Genomic DNA, 13,852 nt, shown 5'->3' with positions numbered 1-13,852 from the left:
AAATGATAGTATCAGTTGCGCCTTCGCGGATCAGCGGAAGCATACTTGCGGCAGCAGGAAAAAGCAGCATGCAGAGAGCCTGTGCCGCAGCGTTGGTAAGAAAAGGAAAAACGGTGATACAGAACCCCGGCAAAAGCAATGACGACCTCGCTGCGCTGGATGTAATACAAAAACTCGGCGCAGTTGTTAAACAGGAAGCAGACGGAAGTATTACGATTGTATCGGCTGGCGTTGCCCCTGCCAGTGATGAAGTGAACTGCGGAGAAAGCGGGTTAGGCATCAGGATGTTTACGCCCATAGCAGCGCTTGCAACAAAACAGATCACACTGAACGGAAGCGGCAGCCTGTTAACACGTCCCCTGGATTTTTTCGATAACATATTACCTCAGCTGGGCGTCCAGACGCAGTCAAATAACGGCAAACTCCCGCTTGTGATCAAAGGACCATTGCAACCCGCGGATATAACGGTAGATGGTTCACTGAGCTCGCAGTTTCTTACCGGCCTGCTCATGGCTTATGGTGCAGCAGGAGCAGATCATGTGACCATTAAGGTAAATGACCTGAAAAGCAAACCATATATCGATCTAACGCTCCGGGTGATGGAAGATTTCGGCTGGCAGGTGGAAAACCGGAATTATGAGGAATTCGTTTTTACATCAGCCTCTCAAAAAACAGTTCTTGAAACGATCACTTATGCAGTGGAAGGCGACTGGAGCGGTGCAGCATTCTTGCTGGTGGCCGGTGCCATTGCAGGCGATATTACAGTGAAAGGGTTACAGGTAGATTCCACGCAGGCCGACAAAGCAATTCTGCAGGCTTTAGCTGCTGCAGGGTGCAGGCTTTCTGTAAGGCAGGATGAAATAGAAGTAGGACCATTACCTTTGAAAGCCTTCCATTTCGATGCAACCGATTGCCCGGATCTTTTTCCGCCCCTGGTAGCGCTTGCAGCTTACTGCGAAGGAACAACGGTGATTGAAGGTGCAGACCGGCTGACGCACAAGGAAAGCAACCGAGCCATTACGTTGCAGGAAGAATTCGGGAAACTGGGAATAGAGATCAGGCTGCAGGATAACCTGATGCTGGTAACAGGTACCGGCAAACTGAAGCAGGCAGAAGTGCACTCCCATCATGATCATCGGATTGCAATGGCCTGTGCAGTGGCGGCATTAAAAGCCGACGGACCGGTTGTTATTGCTGAAGCCGATGCTATTAATAAATCATATCCCGGTTTCTACGAACATCTGCAGTTACTGGGAGCAACAGTTACTACCATTCAATAAATAAGAATATGAATTCATTCGGACGTTTATTTCGTGTACATATCCTTGGCGAATCGCATGGCCATTGTGCCGGAATTGTGATCGATGGCTGCCCCGCAGGACTGCCGCTCGACGCAGCGGATTTTGTTACGGATATCGAACGCCGCAAAGGCGGATTACAGAAAGGAACAACACCGCGTAAGGAAGACGATCTGCCGGAATTTAAAAGTGGCCTGTTCAATGGACATACTACCGGCGCACCGGTTACAATTCTCTTCGCCAACAATAATACGCGCAGCGGCGATTATGAAAAGCAACGCGCGGTACCCCGTCCCGGTCATGCAGATTTTACAGCGCACGCGAAATATGGCGGTTATGAAGATTTCAGAGGCGGCGGCCATTTCAGCGGCCGGCTTACGGTTGCACTGGTAGCAGCCGGTGTAATTGCAAAGAAACTGCTGGCTGGTATTACAGTTGAATCAACAATCCTGGAAGTTGGTGGTGAAACTGATATCGAAAAAGGATTGCAGAAAGCGATCGATGCGAAAGACAGTATCGGCGGGATTGTGGAATGCACTGTAAAAGGATTGCCTGTTGGTCTCGGCGAGCATTTCTTCGACTCGGTTGAATCACTGATCAGTCATGCTGTATTCGCCATCCCGGCCATACGCGGAATAGAGTTCGGAACCGGTTTTGCCGCAGCCCGCATGTTCGGTACAGATCACAATGATGCTATTACCGACGCAGCAGGTACTACGGCAACCAATCACTCAGGCGGGGTAGTAGGCGGTATCACCAATGGAAACCCGCTGGTATTCCGTATAGCGGTGAAACCCACATCGTCTACACCCAAAGAGCAGCATACCTGGAACCGGGAAACCGGCAATATAGAATCGTTTTCAGTAAAAGGCAGGCATGATCTCTGCATTGCCCTGAGAGTACCGGTAGTGCTGGAAGCAGTGACAGCTATGGTACTTGCAGACCTGATGCTGCTGGAACAAAAGCTCAGCAGGGTGAATCCTGTTCAACCATCCTAATCATTATTGCATATGCATAACTTCCTCGTTAACGCATCCATTCAGTTACTACCGCTTACCACAGACAGGCATCCGTACGAATGGGTGGATGAAGCCATCGATATCATACGCCTTTCAGGTATCAGGCATGATATAGGTCCGTTTGCAACAGTACTGGAAGGAACCTATGCGGAAGTTATGAAAGTGATAGGGGATGTAAATGAACACCTGTGTAACCGCGGCTGTCCTGAATGGATCACCAGCCTGCAGATCCAGATCCGTTCTGCAGGGGATATGACCGCAGATGAAAAAACGGATAAGTACCGGTAATTTTATTTATCGCTGATGAATGCATCATATACACGGTTGCCCCAATAACTGTAACCTGCTTTCTTTTCATATTTTGTACCGCTGAGCAGGGTATGGATAAAGCCATTCCTGGCCACCTGTTCGGTGTGATAGATTTTGCCTTCGGGATTTTCTTTCAGTAAAAAGACAATTCTTTTGTCCGGTGAGATAAAACGGCTGAATGCGGTATCGGCTGAATGCTCAAAGCGAAAACTATTGCTTAAACGTTGCTGCATCAGTTTGCTCCTGTACCAGGTGCCCCCTGTAGGGCTCACAAGCGGCTTGCCGTTATAGATCACCACACTGTCATTGTAAGCGAGTACATTCAGGTGATGTTTTTCCGAAGCACTCAGCCACTGAACCAGTTTGCCGGTATGCATTGAATCTTCATAACCATAATCACTGTCTATAAAACAGATGCGCTCCACGATATCAGGAATGGTTTTCACTGCATCTATATAACCGAAAATAAAACTGCCGCCACTATGACTATTCAGTACAACCGATGGCTGGTAAGCCGTGAACATACCCGTAACTGAATCAACAATACGCCTGATCTCTGCCGGTCCGTTGGGTGTTTGCCTTTTCCAGGCAGGCCAGCTTTTAAGCCGGTTGGCCAGGTAAACTGTTACCAGGTTTTGGTCTTTCATTACCTGCCTGAGGTATCTTGTCTGGGCACCGATATGCTGGATATCATAATGCCAGTCGTCTCCCGCAACCATTTTCTTACCCTCGGTCCATTCAATACTATTACCATTGGGCAGCGCAAAAAACACCAGTGTAGTGCTTTTTGCAGGGTCCATTACCGGCAGATCAATTTTTATGATCACCTGATTTACCGGATTATCCAGCCGGATTTCAGTTGCCTGTGGGGGAGATGAGACTTTTTGGCGTGCCCCGCAACCTTGGAAAACCAACACACCCGCCAGGAAAAATACAGCTATAAACAGCCGCTGCCAGCCATTCCAAACCCCGGAATTAGTTCTTCGATCAGAGGGTGTTTTTATTAACATATTGATAATCAATTAATTATTTTTAATCGAATTGAAATTTTAAGAAATTAACCTCTATTTTGGCATGGTGTTTGGCAAGCCTGCAAGAAGTTTTAAGCCCGCAGGCTGAAAATGCTTACAAACCAAAACTTGCAGGCCGGAAGTTCACTGAAGGCCTGAAGTTAATATAATTATGAAAGGAATCATTTCTCTTCTTGTTGCCATCTTTTTGGGCATTACCGGCTTACAGGCGCAGCAGCTGCCGTCGGCCGGCGATACCTCTTACTGCCTGGCGCCGGAATATTTTAATGTTGCTCCGCCCGTAGTTACTAAAACATATATGGGCATTGCCAGCTTTTACAGCGCTCACCTCGACGGTACCAAAACCGCCACGGGTGAGACCTTCCGTAACAGCAAGTTCACAGCTGCCAGCAATCATATGCCGCTGAATACCTGGGTACGTGTTACCAATCTGAATAACGGGAATTCTGTTATTGTACGCATCAACGACCGCATGCACCCGAGAATGAAGAAAAAAGGCCGGGTAGTAGACCTCAGCCGCGCTGCTGCAAAAGCGCTCGACTTCATGAAAAAAGGCCTCACCAAGGTAAAAGTGGAGGAGGTTCCGGCAGGCACCATAGACTAGGTGCAAAACAAGATATAGGATAATTATTAAAAATGAGTTAATGCCTGTACTTTTGTATTCATAACTAAAAACTTCTGTATGAAGAAAATGTTCTTGTCTACAATTGCACTTGCACTGGCTGCTGCTTCATTTTCACAGGTTTCTGTTTATAAAAAAAGACCCACTCTGGGGATCAATTTTATTTTACAGGACATGAACACGGTTGCAGCCATTGAGAAAAGCTCCATCGGATCTGTATTTAATAACAAGCAATGGACCAAGCTCCGGGATATGAGCCCCGGTCTGAGCATCCAGTATTTCGAAGGAATTACAGACCATCTTGATTTTATGGCTACACTTGGCGGTTCATTCACCAAGTATCCTTTCTACGCTAAATCCGGAATCCAGCAATCGAATAACAGCCGCTTCCTGCTTGAAACAGATGCGAATGTGAACGTTAAATTATTATCCGATAAATACTTCATGGTGCCTTACCTGAGGTTCGGTATCGGTGCCTCTATGTATGGCGGTACCTATTTTGCAGCATATGCACCAGCCGGTGCAGGTCTGCAGTTCAACATCGGCGAAGGAACTTTCCTGAATGCCCAGATGACTTACAAGGCAGCCGTTTCATCACTCGCTGTTAACTACCTGACCTATTCTTTCGGTGTTGCTTCCCCGCTTACCAGCAAAAAACCAGCACCGGTAGTTGTAACCCCACCGCCTCCGCCGCCACCGGTTGTAACCGACAGGGATGGCGATGGTATTCCTGATACCCAGGATAAATGCCCTGATGTACCGGGTACAGCCAAATACAATGGTTGCCCTGTTCCTGATACCGATGGCGATGGCATCAATGACGAAAACGATAAATGTCCTACCGTTAAAGGAACCGCTAAATACGATGGTTGTCCTGTTCCTGACACCGATGGCGATGGCATCAACGATGAAGATGATAAATGCCCTACCGTTAAAGGCGTGGCACGTTACCAGGGTTGTCCTGTACCAGACAGGGATAACGATGGCGTAAACGATGAAGAAGATCGTTGCCCTGATGTGCCGGGTACAAAAGAAAACTACGGTTGCCCTGTTGTAAAAGAAGAAGTGACCAAGAAAGTGAATACCAGCGCGAAGAATATCTTCTTTGTAACCAACAGCGATAAACTGATGCCTAAATCATTCAAGGCGCTGGATGAAGTTGCTGCTATCCTGGCCGAAGACAAAGCACTGAAACTGGATATTGAAGGTCATACCGATATTACCGGTGGCGACAAGATCAACGTGCCATTGAGCGAAAAACGTGCGAAAGCGGTATTTGATTACCTGTCTAAAGCAGGTGTTGATGAATCCCGTATGACGTCCGCTGGTTTCGCATCAAGCAGGCCGATCGCAGATAACAAGACTGCAAAAGGCCGTGCGCTGAACAGAAGGGTGGAAATGAAGCTGAAATACTATTAATCGCTAACAGCACAATTGTTATAAAAGAATGCCGGCGCCCAGCGCCGGCATTCTTCATTAGGGCAGTTGAATAGTATTGAAAAGCATCACTTTCTTAAAAACACCTTTTGCATTGCGGAATTCACGGCGGATAAACTGCTGGTCTTTTTTTGAATACCAGATCACCGACATGGATGGACCTTTCCCCGATGTAACCTTCCAGCAGGGCAGTAAAGTATGATCTGGAAGAACAAGTGTATCTGACCCGGTCACCTGCAGAGAAGTAAAGAACTCAAAATGATTCTTACCGGGATTTAGTGACCGGTAGGTGGCCTGGTAACCTTCTTTCAATGGTAATAAAGAAAAGATCAGGTCTTCCATAGGAGCGAGCAGGGAAAGCGGAACTTCTTTGTCTTGCCGGATTACCGAATCGGCATAACGAATAGTAGTACGAACCGATGTGCCGTTGAAATCTATCGACTCCTTATACCCGGCACTGGCAATATCGGACCGGTATTGCAGAGGCATCAACGTTTTGGCATCGAAAAAGCTGGTATCGTAATCGGTACCTTTCTCATTACTGTATTGCTGGATAAAGATGTAAACAGCTTTACCCGCAAGCGTTATAGTACTTACCGTTCTTGTTTCAAGCGCAACAAATTTTGTCTTGCCGTCGGGCATTTCCCAGTACAGCAGGTATTGCGATTGTTGCGGCTGTATGTTGCGTAAAGGCAGAGTCTGCCCCAGGTGTAGCGTATCTGTTTTGCCTGCTATGCTGAACAACGGCGTCAACAGGAAGAATAAAAGATATTTCATGGAGTGAATGATTGGAATGAACTGTTTTGTTATTACATACTGAAACCGAGTTTGATCTTATACCTGTAACGTCCGGCAAACTCCTGCTCCAGTTTCAGTACCTCACGGGTTTTCTTGCTGATCCAGAATACTTCATGATTGTTCTTGCTGTTGTGTTCCAGCAGCCAGCAGTCCACTTTCTGCTGATCATAACCGGTAAGCGCAGCACTTCCTGTAACGGTATAGGGCACTTTTTGTGGTGCACTGAAACCCGGATCGTAATAGTTGATCATGAACGTGGTGTTATTGCGGAACGGCAGCTGTGGAAACACTTCCAGATCGAGGTGCCAGTTCAGGAAATACTCGCCTGTGGCTTTGGTGAAGGCAGAGAAACGTTTCAGGTTCACGGAATCTTTATCGGCAGCATCCGTTTTTTTACCGCCGATCGTCATTTCTTTTTTCAGGAAATCGAAAGTTGCCTTACCGGTCTGTTTCCACCAGCTCTCGTGGTACAGCGTAGAGAAATCTTTACTGTCGCATACCGTATAAGCAGTATGGCTTACACTGTCTTTGTCTTCCCATTCCTGAGTAACACTGATCGCATTACGGCCTTCGTACTGAAGCAGATCAATTTTGCGGGTCCACAGCGAATAGAGTTTGCGGGTACTGTCTTTGCCCATTTTAAAATAAACAAGCCAGCGGTGGGTGCCGGGTATCAATACGCGGGTATTCAGATCGGAAGCTTTCACATACACGGTATCCGAAGCTTTGAGTGAAAATGTGCTGAGCAGTAAACATACTGCAGGGATCAGTTTTTTCATAAAGTAGGGTATTAATGAATACCGAAATTGGACTGTATCTTTAAATGCATGCTTGTTCATTCAATGGATGGAAGTTTTCGTTCAATACAATGAATGATTTTTTTAATCCGGTCATCGGTTTAAAAATCAGGCCCATCGGTTGAAACTGCATGCATTACCCTGTGCTGAATAACTATTTTTGAAATTATGACGGAACAGAAGCAACTGCCACTGGGCCGGATCCAATGGATGATCTGGCTGTTATTGTTTGCGATCAATGTATTGTCGCTGCTCCAGTATGATGTATTATCACAGGCACTCAGCTACTCGGCCATCAATGTCTCTGCCAATGTATGCGTGGTTTACCTCAATGCCCTGGTACTGATACCGGTGTTTTATGAACGGAAACGAAGACTGGTCTATGTGCTGCTCGTATTGCTGATGCTTGGTATTGTTGCCGCATATAAGTACACAGCTTTGACCACCATCTACAATACATTTTACGCAAAGAAGCCGGAACCTTTTAAATGGAGCAATGTATTATCGTCCTTCACGTCTATGGCGCTGATCTATTTTGCAAGTGTGCTGTTCTACATCACCCTCAGGTATTTCAGGCTGCGCCAGAAGCAGGAGCAGCTGCAGAAGAAACAGGCCGAAGCTGAACTGGGTTTGCTGAAAGCACAGGTACAGCCGCATTTTCTCTTCAATACCCTGAACAACATTTATTTTATAGCGCAACGAGAATCACCTGCAACGGCAGCATTGCTGGAAAAGCTGTCCGATATCATGCGTTATTTTGTAGACGAGGCGCCGAAGCAGCAGATCGAACTGAAAGATGAATTGCTGTTCATCCGCAATTATATCAACCTGGAAGAAATGCGCATGCGTTATCCGATGCGGATCTCACTTAATGTAAATGAAGAAATACTCAGCCAGGTATCCGTACCGCCGATGTTACTGATACCGCTGGTGGAAAATGTGTTCAAACATGGCATTGATAAACGCAGGGAAGATAATTTTATAGAACTGACGGTTGAACGAAAAGACAAACGGTTGTATATCACAGTTGAAAATCTTTACCTGCAACTGCCGGTAAACGGGCAGACAGGCGGCTTGGGATTAAGCAACCTGCGCAGCCGGCTGGAACTTTTATACGGGCCGGATTTTTCGCTGGAAACGTCGGTAAAAGGTCAGCATCATTTTTCTTACTTAAACTTTCCGTTGTGAACAGGATCACCTGCATGATCGTAGAAGATGAGCCGCATGCCATGCAGCTGCTGGAAGATCATATTGGCAAAACGGCCCTGCTCGATCTCCGTTCCTGTTGTTACGATGCCGGAGAAGCACTGGCTTTTCTGGCCACCAATAAAGTGGATGTGATCTTTCTCGATATCAACATGCCTTTACTGAGCGGACTCGAAATGGCAGCCATGATTGCCCCCGATCAGAAGATCATTTTTACTACAGCCTACTCGGATTATGCGCTGGATAGTTTTGAATTTCATGTGATCGATTACCTGCTCAAACCCGTTACTTTCAGGCGGTTTATGCAGGCAGTCAGCAAATTGCGTGCTTCATTGCCGGCACCGGCAGGAGAGGGTAGTGTTGTTGCAGAACCCGCACCGGAAGAAACCAGTGCCGATCATATGTTTGTGAAAAGCGGCCGCCAGCTGCACAAGATACAGTTCAGTGAGATCAGGTATATAGAAGCCATGAAAGAATACCTGCGCATCGATACTGGTAAAGAAAAAGTACTGGTTTATAAGCGGATGAAGGAAATGGCACTGTTGCTTCCGGCGTCTTTTGTGCGAGTGCACAACTCTTATATCGTGAACATGAACCATGTCAGCAGTGCCGATGCAGCAAGTGTTACCGTAGCGGGTACCGTATTACCCGTAAGTGCAGGTTACCGTGATGGTTTTATGACGAGGATCAGGCATTATCTGGTGTGATGGAAGATAGGAGGATAGAGGGCCGAAAGTGAGACAGACGTCTCCCGCATTCTTGTCCGTGCAGACGTCTCCCGCATACATGTCCCTCGCAGATGTCTCCCGCATACATGTCCCTCGCAGATGTCTCCCGCATACATGCCCCTCGCAGATGTCTCCCGAAGGGGACTCTGCGAATCAACGCCTGCCTAATTCTATGATCCTGCAATCCCGTATATCTTTCCCGTCGATCACAAAGCGGATCAGCGTGCGCATGGTATGCCAGCCTTGTCTGCCGGCAGCACCCGGGTTCATATATAGGCATTCCACTGCCGGGTCGTACATCACGCGCAGGATATGGGAATGGCCGCTGATAAAAAGTTGCGGTTTTCTTTCCCTGATCAGTTTTTTTGCCTGTGTATTGTACCTTGGCGGATAGCCGCCGATATGCAGCATCATAACGGATACGGCTTCACATTTCCATTCCAGTAGTTCAGGATATTCGTTCCTGATTTCCCTGTCGTCTATATTGCCATAAACGCCGCGTAATGGCTTGAAGGCGCGTAATGCATCCGCTACCTGCATATCGCCGAAATCACCGGCGTGCCAGATTTCATCACAATCAGAAAAATGACTGAATACAGCTTCGTCGAGAAAACTGTGCGTATCAGATATCAGGCCGATCTTCATCATACATTAAGCTGTTGAAAATGATGCAGGTTAATCTGCAAGATCATCTTTTTTCAATTGTTCGAAAACGAGCAGTACCCCGGGTACCTGGCAGGGTTCCTGTTCATAATCGGCCAGGCTGAAATAACGGATCGATCCGATCTCTGCAGCAGCAACAGGCTCCTGCAGCAGATCACATAAAAAACATTCCTGTTCCATTTGTATGCCTTCCGTTTCCCCGTAAGCCGGTGCGGAAATATGGCAGTAATAATGCAGCATGCCTGGTTCGAGGTTCAGCGAGAGTTCTTCGCGGATTTCCCTGATCAGCGAAAGTTCAGCTGTTTCGTCATTCTCTGTTTTGCCACCCGGCAGGTAAAATGCTTTTTTCTTATTGCTGAAAGCCAGGAGCAGCTTCCGGTTACGGAGCACAACCAGGCCGCTTGTATGTAGTTTTTTAACGCTGCTCATAACTGAAATTAAAGTACATTTATATCAGATTGCAACAATATGCCATTTCACCGCAATTTCACCTACTGGATCGATAAAAGAGTGTGGAAGTATTATTTTCTCATGCTCTCACTGCAGCTGTCTAAGTAATCTTACCACAGCCTTGTCACACTCATGTATTGATTTTTACCAGTATTAAAATGTATTCCCATGCCACATTACCAGATACGCGGATCGGTTCCGCATAAACGTCATACCCAGTTCCGCAAGCCCGATGGCGGTCTTTATTCCGAACAATTGTTTTCTACAGAAGGATTCAGTAACGATTATTCCCTGCTCTATCATATTCATCCGCCCACACAGATCATACATACAGATGAACCTGTTAATATAATGCCCCGGGTAGCTGAAGAGAAAATGCTCAAACACCGCAGTTTTGAAGGATTTCATATCAAACCACAGCAGGACTACCTGCAGAGCCGTAAAGCAGTACTCGTTAACAACGATTGTCATATCGTGCTGGCTGCACCGCAGGAAAGCATGAACGGATATTTCTTTAAAAACGCCGATGCAGATGAAATGATCTTTGTGCATGAAGGCAGCGGCAGGCTGATCACACAATACGGACAGCTTACATTCGCATACGGCGACTACCTCGTGATCCCGCGCGGCACCATTTACCGGATCGAATTCGATGGAGCGGATAACCGTCTTTTCATCGTGGAAAGTTTCAGTCCTATCAGGTATCCCCGCCGTTACCAGGGGCGTTACGGCCAACTGCTCGAACATTCGCCTTTTTGCGAACGCGATATCCGCACACCGGAATGGTTCGAAGCAATTGATGAAGCCGGCGACTTCCTGATCAAAGTGAAAAAGAAAGGAATGTTGTACGGCCTGCATTATGCACACCATCCTTTCGATGTGGCAGGCTGGGATGGCTGCTGCTATCCCTTCGCTTTCAGTATACATGATTTTGAACCCATCACCGGCCGGGTTCACCAGCCACCGCCGGTGCACCAGACTTTCGAAGCGAACAATTTTGTGGTATGCAGCTTCTGCCCGAGATTATATGATTATCATCCACAGGCCATTCCTGCACCTTACAATCACAGCAATATCGACAGCGATGAAGTGCTGTATTATGTAGATGGCGATTTCATGAGCCGCAAAAATGTAACAAGGGGCATGATCACACTGCACCCCGCCGGTATACCCCACGGACCGCATCCCGGCGCAGTGGAGAAAAGTATCGGTAAAAAAGAAACAGCGGAGCTTGCGGTGATGGTAGATACATTTCATCCTCTGCAGTTAACCCAGGAAGCACTCGAGATCGAAAATCAAGGGTATACGATGAGCTGGGCGGAGTAGGAGTGGGAGTGGGAGTGAGGGCGAAGTGAGGATGGGTGAGGGGTGAGGAGGATCGGGGCAACAGCGCCCTGCCTCCCCCCTCACCGAAGCGCAGCTTCCCCCACTTCGCCCTCACTCAAGTATAGCTCCCCTCACCGAAGCGCAGCTTCCCCCCACTTCGCCCTCACTCAAGTATAGCTCCCCCTCACCGAAGCGCAGCTTCCCCCCACTTCGCCCTCACTCAAGTATAGCTCCCCCTCACCGAAGCGCAGCTTCCCCTCACTTCGCCCTCACTCAAGTATAGCTCCCCTCACCGAAGCGCAGCTTCCCCACTTCGCCCTCACTCAAGTATAGCTCCCCCTCACCCAAGCGTAGCTCCCTTTATAATAATCCTCACCATATCCAGAAAAGTCGTAACTTATAGCCAATAAAATGCATTGCTATATGATCAAATTCAATGAGATTAAAATCGGAGACTATGTTCGTGCAGCGTATGAAGGCAAAGAATGGGAAGGTGAAGTTGTAAGACTGAACAGTTCTGAAAAGCAGGTCTGCGTACAAACAGATGTGCAGGAGTTCTGGTTCGATGAGGAGCATCTTTTCCCTATTCCGCTGAATGAGGCATCGCTGATGGCGCTTAATTTCTCCAGGCAACCTAATGACGATGGTACTGTAAAGTACATGAAAGGACCGTTCAGGATCGTTGCACCGTCGGCAGATGACTTTTCGCACATTGAAATGTGGTACCGCGAAGACCGCCGGCATCATCCCGATGTGCATTTCATCCACCAGCTGCAGAATCATTATCTCGACATGACCAAAGTACATCTTACCCGCGAAGCTGTATTCTGATCACTGCAGTTTATATTGTTTCAACCGGGAACCCGCAACAGCGGGTTCCTGTTTAAAAGAAAAATTGGAAGTATATTTTGTAGTCCACTATATTTGTAGACTTTTAAATCAAAACAGGAATATGAAAAAAATATGGGCCGCATCGGCTTTGTTGATCTCTCTGGGCGCAGCCGCACAACAAGGCGGAGCTTTTTCGGTAGACGGGAATTATCGTGTTGAACTGCCGGTAAAATGGGTATACCTCACTTACCGTGGTGCAGAAGGCAAAAATGTAACAGACAGCGTACAGGCAACTGCGGATAGTAAATACCACTTCGCAGGCAAAATAGCAGAGCCGGGCCTGGCAACTTTACGTGTGAAATACGAGCCTAATACAGACGGTACACCACGCAAAATACGTACATCACGTGATTATGCAGCGGTATATCTTTCGCCTGCAAAAATCGATATCAGTTCCGTAGATTCTTTCAGCAATATCTCGGTGAAAGGATCTGCCGCGCATGATGAATATGTAAAGATCAATGCGGCGCTGAAACCATATAACGCCAGAATAGATGCACTGATGCCTGAGTATATGAAAGCCAATTCTGAAAAGAACGAAGACGCGAAAAGTGCAGTAGTTGGCAAGATTCAGAACATCCAGAAAGAAAGCAAACAGGAATACCTGAAATATGTAAAGGCAAATCCGTCATCACCCATTGCGCTGTACGCAGTTACGCAGTATGCTGGCTATGACATTAACGAGCCGTATGAAATTGAAAAACTCCTGAACTCACTTTCTCCGGAGAATAAAAATTCTGCTTCGGGAAAGAGCCTGGCAGACCGTGTTGAGATCAGCAAAAAAACGGCGATCGGCAGGCCGGCGCTGGAATTTGTGCAGAACGACACACTGGGTAAACCCGTAGCTCTTTCTTCATTAAAAGGCAAATACCTGCTGGTAGATTTCTGGGCAAGCTGGTGCGGACCATGCCGCGCGGAAAACCCGAACGTGGTTAAAACCTACCAGGCCTATAAAGACAAAGGCTTTACCGTACTCGGCGTAAGCCTGGATCAGCCGGATGCGAAAGACAAATGGCTGAAAGCGATTCACGACGATAACCTTACCTGGACCCATGTTTCAGACCTCAAGTACTGGGACAATGAAGTAGCCAAATTATACGGTATCAGGGCTATCCCTGCCAACCTGCTGCTCGACCGCGACGGCAAGATCGTGGCGAAGAATCTCAGGGGCGAAGACCTGAAGAAGAAACTGGCCGAACTGTTACCATAAGGATAAGTCCGATATACATGAAAACCGGAGGTGTTGCATAAGCAACACCTTTTTGCTTTAACATCCT

General features: G+C 47.3%; 15 protein-coding genes. 10 read left to right on the top strand and 5 right to left on the bottom strand.

Annotated elements, in window-relative coordinates:
- The first annotated feature begins 2 nt into the window (after positions 1-2).
- From aroA to B5D42_RS14215, 3 genes are read left to right on the top strand one after another with little or no spacing between them, the layout of a single operon-like run.
- Complete coding sequence (gene aroA, locus B5D42_RS14225; RefSeq protein WP_078832187.1) at positions 3-1,280, top strand: 3-phosphoshikimate 1-carboxyvinyltransferase; 1,278 nt, start codon at positions 3-5, stop codon at positions 1,278-1,280.
- An 8-nt stretch (positions 1,281-1,288) separates the two neighbouring features.
- Complete coding sequence (locus B5D42_RS14220) at positions 1,289-2,296, top strand: chorismate synthase (protein WP_078832186.1); 1,008 nt, start codon at positions 1,289-1,291, stop codon at positions 2,294-2,296.
- A gap of 12 nt (positions 2,297-2,308) precedes the next feature.
- Positions 2,309-2,605 carry a thiamine-binding protein gene (locus B5D42_RS14215; protein WP_078832251.1) on the top strand — a complete coding sequence of 99 codons (297 nt, stop codon included), beginning with the start codon at positions 2,309-2,311 and terminating at the stop codon, positions 2,603-2,605.
- 2 nt (positions 2,606-2,607) lie between these two features.
- Here B5D42_RS14215 and B5D42_RS14210 read toward each other — a convergent pair whose 3' ends face one another.
- Positions 2,608-3,453 (bottom strand): hypothetical protein, encoded by an 846-nt coding sequence (locus tag B5D42_RS14210; protein WP_139367172.1) that lies wholly within the window; start codon positions 3,451-3,453, stop codon positions 2,608-2,610.
- Positions 3,454-3,808: 355 nt separating this feature from the next.
- On the opposite strand from B5D42_RS14210, the gene B5D42_RS14205 reads away from it, so the two are divergent.
- Complete coding sequence (locus B5D42_RS14205) at positions 3,809-4,261, top strand: septal ring lytic transglycosylase RlpA family protein (protein ID WP_078832184.1); 453 nt, start codon at positions 3,809-3,811, stop codon at positions 4,259-4,261.
- Between the two features lie 78 nt (positions 4,262-4,339).
- Entirely contained in the window at positions 4,340-5,698 is a 1,359-nt protein-coding gene (locus tag B5D42_RS14200; protein ID WP_078832183.1) for an OmpA family protein, read from the top strand.
- 57 nt (positions 5,699-5,755) lie between these two features.
- Here the strand turns inward: B5D42_RS14200 and B5D42_RS14195 are convergent, their stop codons facing one another.
- On the bottom strand, positions 5,756-6,493 hold the full coding sequence (locus B5D42_RS14195) for a DUF3108 domain-containing protein (RefSeq protein ID WP_078832182.1): 738 nt from the start codon (positions 6,491-6,493) through the stop codon (positions 5,756-5,758).
- A 32-nt stretch (positions 6,494-6,525) separates the two neighbouring features.
- Complete coding sequence (locus B5D42_RS14190; protein ID WP_078832181.1) at positions 6,526-7,293, bottom strand: DUF3108 domain-containing protein; 768 nt, start codon at positions 7,291-7,293, stop codon at positions 6,526-6,528.
- Positions 7,294-7,479: 186 nt separating this feature from the next.
- On the opposite strand from B5D42_RS14190, the gene B5D42_RS14185 reads away from it, so the two are divergent.
- On the top strand, positions 7,480-8,499 hold the full coding sequence (locus B5D42_RS14185) for a sensor histidine kinase (RefSeq protein WP_078832180.1): 1,020 nt from the start codon (positions 7,480-7,482) through the stop codon (positions 8,497-8,499).
- On the top strand, positions 8,496-9,224 hold the full coding sequence (locus B5D42_RS14180; RefSeq protein ID WP_078832179.1) for a LytR/AlgR family response regulator transcription factor: 729 nt from the start codon (positions 8,496-8,498) through the stop codon (positions 9,222-9,224). Before B5D42_RS14185 ends, B5D42_RS14180 begins: the two co-directional genes overlap by 4 nt.
- Positions 9,225-9,398: 174 nt before the next feature.
- On the opposite strand, the gene B5D42_RS14175 is transcribed toward B5D42_RS14180, so the two are convergent.
- Both B5D42_RS14175 and B5D42_RS14170 read right to left on the bottom strand, forming a co-directional pair.
- Positions 9,399-9,893, bottom strand: a complete 495-nt coding sequence (locus B5D42_RS14175) for a metallophosphoesterase family protein (protein WP_078832178.1) — start codon at positions 9,891-9,893, stop codon at positions 9,399-9,401.
- A 27-nt stretch (positions 9,894-9,920) separates the two neighbouring features.
- Entirely contained in the window at positions 9,921-10,337 is a 417-nt protein-coding gene (locus tag B5D42_RS14170) for an NUDIX hydrolase (protein ID WP_078832177.1), read from the bottom strand.
- 189 nt (positions 10,338-10,526) lie between these two features.
- On the opposite strand from B5D42_RS14170, the gene B5D42_RS14165 reads away from it, so the two are divergent.
- From B5D42_RS14165 to B5D42_RS14155, 3 genes are all read left to right on the top strand, one after another.
- Positions 10,527-11,684, top strand: coding sequence for a homogentisate 1,2-dioxygenase (locus tag B5D42_RS14165; RefSeq protein ID WP_078832176.1), 1,158 nt, complete (start codon positions 10,527-10,529; stop codon positions 11,682-11,684).
- Positions 11,685-12,107: 423 nt separating this feature from the next.
- A complete protein-coding gene (locus B5D42_RS14160) occupies positions 12,108-12,515 on the top strand; it encodes a hypothetical protein (protein WP_078832175.1) in 408 nt (135 codons plus the stop codon).
- 121 nt (positions 12,516-12,636) lie between these two features.
- Positions 12,637-13,785, top strand: coding sequence for a TlpA disulfide reductase family protein (locus B5D42_RS14155; RefSeq protein ID WP_078832174.1), 1,149 nt, complete (start codon positions 12,637-12,639; stop codon positions 13,783-13,785).
- Positions 13,786-13,852: the final 67 nt, after the last annotated feature.

Source organism: Sediminibacterium ginsengisoli, assembly GCF_900167075.1.
In the GTDB taxonomy this organism is placed as follows: Bacteria; Bacteroidota; Bacteroidia; order Chitinophagales; family Chitinophagaceae; genus Sediminibacterium; species Sediminibacterium ginsengisoli.
This window is presented reverse-complemented; position numbering and strand designations above follow the sequence as displayed.